General features: G+C 55.6%; 2 protein-coding genes and 1 pseudogene. 1 reads left to right on the forward strand and 2 read right to left on the reverse strand.

Annotated features, from left to right (window positions below):
• Positions 1 to 284, forward strand: a pseudogene (locus NW819_RS08180) (DUF721 domain-containing protein); the annotation flags it as partial.
• A 163-nt stretch (positions 285 to 447) separates the two neighbouring features.
• Here the strand turns inward: NW819_RS08180 and pxcA are convergent.
• Both pxcA and NW819_RS08190 read right to left on the reverse strand, forming a co-directional pair.
• Positions 448 to 1,815: a proton extrusion protein PcxA gene (gene pxcA / locus NW819_RS08185; protein WP_414413457.1), complete on the reverse strand. Its 1,368-nt coding sequence runs from the start codon at positions 1,813 to 1,815 to the stop codon at positions 448 to 450.
• Positions 1,816 to 2,010: 195 nt separating this feature from the next.
• Positions 2,011 to 3,427 (reverse strand): glycosyltransferase (locus NW819_RS08190; RefSeq protein ID WP_414413458.1); only part of this gene is annotated, 1,417 nt, incomplete at its 5' end.

Consider the following 3,427-nt stretch of genomic DNA (forward strand, 5'->3'; position numbering starts at 1 on the left):
CCCCCCACCCTGATGCGGAGTTGACCAGCAAGTTTTATGCCACCCCCCGCCTGGCACCCCAAAATGAGCAACGCTCTGGATCCTGTCGCGGCCCCAATTCGAAACAGCCCGCCTCCGACCCGAAAGTGGCTTTCGAGCGCTGGGCCAGGGTAGTGAAACAACAACAAACCCAGCAAAACCTGTTCCCCTGCCCCGCCTGCCGCTGTCCTACCCCTGCCGCCGAATTGGAGCGTTGGTTTGTCTGCGGGTTCTGCCATCGACAATCCTTACGCCCGCCCAGCTAACTCAGGAAACTCGAATTACGGTTGCTTCAAATGGCAATCAAACGATTCGTCAGGTCGATCCCCAACTTCTTTCTTCCTCTGAGAGAGGTTGTGGATGGTTACGTCAGCGGCAAGGAGCGCTTGGGAAGCGTCTCAACCCAGTTTGAAATGCAACTGCGAACCCTTAATCGTTCATAGCCCGATAGGTGGCCACCGAAGACGGCGATACACGGTTTAGATAGCGAAAGATCCAATACTTAAAAAGCGTATCTAGGAAAACCGGAAAAGTAGCAATAAAGCCGTAGATAAAATCGCGATTCTCCGGTACCCCCAAATGGGCAGCCAAATTACCCAGCAGCACCTCCCAACCGTGGGGAGAGTGATAACCGACAAACACATCGGTAAAGAGAATAATAATGAAAGCCTTGGCACTGTCGCTGAGGCCGTAGATCAGACGATCCAAAAAAGACTTGAGGACTTCGATTTCCTCACGCCCAATAAAGATAAGCCAGCCAAACACCAGCAGCGAAAGCAAATCAGCAAGGATATTCTTCAATCCTTCCGAGTTCCTACGGCTATATTTTTTCAGCAGTTCCTCTGCCTTCATGGACAGTTGCTCTTCTGATTCCAGATCCCACTCTGGGGGTTGATGGTGCAAAGCTCGCTCAAATTCTATTCTTTCCTTGAAAAACTCGAACTCTGACAGGGCTTTTTCTTGGAATTCGTGGCTTAGAGCCACAATGGCAGGCTCCCGTTGTTGGAAGTGATCCACCAATGGCCCAAACAGAAAGTTTTTCGAGAGGATCTGGGTGAGCAGAGGCAAAACGGCCAACAACAACAGAAAACGAATCGATACCAGTGTGCGAGTGCGAGCCTCCCGATACTCTTGGATCAGTTCCTCCTCGGCCTGGGAACTCAGCTCACGGCGGATTTGGCTGGCCGTGCGCAGAATGGAGCGGGGCAGAATCGCAGCTTTGGAAGCGACCGGGGCAGCGCCATTGCCGGAGCCTGCCTTGACAGAGACATTAGAAGAACTGGGTTGGGTTGAGGTAGGTTGTTCTGGCCGTTCGAGAGGCTCAGGTGAAGTGGAAATTGAAGCAGAGATGGGCTGGGATTTTCTGGTCGGGCGTTTGTATCGAGAAGTCACCTGATCGATAAACTGCAGTTTCTCCAAAATGGAAAGATCTCGTCTTTGGCAACCATTCTCGGAGTTTTCGCTGCTGCTTTCAGAAACATTGGCCTCAGCGGCATGGAGTTGTTGAGCTTTATCTTGGGCAGAAGTAGGGCCGCTGCCATTTTGCTCGGGATCCGGCAGGCGAGAAAAGGCGCTGCTGGCTCTGAACTCTGCCAAACGCAGATCGATCTGGCGCAGCTGCCGGCGCAGTTGAATCTGAAAGTAGCGGCTGACATTCTGGCCGTGTTGCCCATTGCTGCCAATGGACCCTCCCTGGAAGTATTGATCCTCAATGGCTTTAATGCGCAGGGCAGCCTCATAAGCTTGGTCGAGGGAGCGCAGGGGGGTATTCGAGATCCATTGGCCCAGCCTGCTCAATACGGATTCTCCCATTGCTCGTTCCCGTGGCACTCCCCATGGGGGCCGATCCACACATTACAGTGATCCGATTGACTAATTATTGTAACGAGTCCTGGGTGCCTAGGCGGGAATCCCAACGGTGGAGAAGTACTTGCAGAGACTGGCCCTGCCTCGACAGAAGTACAGACCGGCACCTTTGGGTCAGAGCAAACTTCAGTATCCCTTAAAGCGCTTGAGGGCAAAGCCACAGATCTGCAGCAGCCGCAGCCCCTCTCGCACATGGTGAATGTTGGAGCGACCATAGGTTCTGGGGAAATAGCGCACGGGGATATCCAGGATCTTCAGGGTGCGCTTGGCGGATCCCAGCAACAGGTCAAAATCTCCAAACGGGTCGAAATCCCCCCACTCTTGGCACAGCTTGGCAATCTGCTGGTAATCCTCCCGCCACAGGGCCTTGGTGCCACAGAGGGAATCTTTGATGCGGATGCCGAGAATGTAGGAGAGGAGAGCGGCAAAAAAACGATTGGCCCATTGGTTTAGCCGAGGCATTGCCTCTAGTTTCAGGGGATAGATAAGGCGACAACCATTGGCAAAATCACATCGCCCGGAAGCCACAGCCCGGAAAAACTTGGGCAGGTCCTCTGCCTGTACGGTCAAATCGGCATCGAGGATGATCAACACATCCCCTGTAGCGGCGGCTAGCCCCTTGCGCACCGCATCCCCCTTGCCCTTGCCCTCCTGCCGTAGAGCCCGGATATTGCGGATCCCTTGGTATTCCGCCTGTACCCGCTGGATCTCGGCCCAAGTCCCGTCGCTGGAATGCCCCTCCACAAAAATGATCTCGGTGCGGGATCCCATCTCGGGCAAATGTTCCACGCAGCGGCGGATGTTGCCCGCTTCATTCCGAGCCGGAATCACCACGGTGCAGGAAGGCTGCTGCTCAGGGGGGGGATCCCAGGCAGGGTCGGGCTGCAGGCGAGCGATCGTGTACTCTGTCAGGCAGAGGGCGTTGATCCCGGGCAATGGGGCAATCACCCGGTTGATCACAGTCGAAAGGAACGGGATCCGCCGCGGCAACAACAGCCGCTTGCCCTGCTGAATGACCTCGTATCCTGCCAAGTGCAGCAGGTTGGCCACATCGGCTGCCGATAACCAGTTGGCTGCCGGCAGAGGCATCCGTTGCTTGAGAGCGGTTGCCAAGCCCAGAATCGGCTCCCAGAGTGGGTTGTGGTGGGAGAGGATCAGGCGGGTGCGAGGGGTACAGAAGCGGCGCAACTGCTGGAGAACCTGCTGGATGTCGGCCAGGTAGCCCAGGGTATTGACGAGCAAGATCACATCAAAAGGCTCCGCCAAGACGGGATCCCCTTTGTCCAGCGTGTGGGCATCTTGCACCCGGAAATGGAGATGGGGAAACTCTGCCTGAGCTTGGGCAACAATGTCCGCATCCCGGTCGATCCCCACCCCGAAGCTGGGCTGCAAGGCATTGAGCAGGGATCCCGTGCCGGAACCAATCTCCAAGATGCGCAAACCGGCAGGGACAAAAAAGCGATGCAGCCGCTCCAGATCCTCGTGGTAGTAGCGGTTTTTTTGCCGCCAGTAATACAAGGGGTGGGTCAACGCTGGCAAGGGA

This window comes from Synechococcus sp. R8-2, assembly GCF_047461715.1.
Lineage (GTDB): Bacteria > Cyanobacteriota > Cyanobacteriia > Thermostichales > Thermostichaceae > Thermostichus.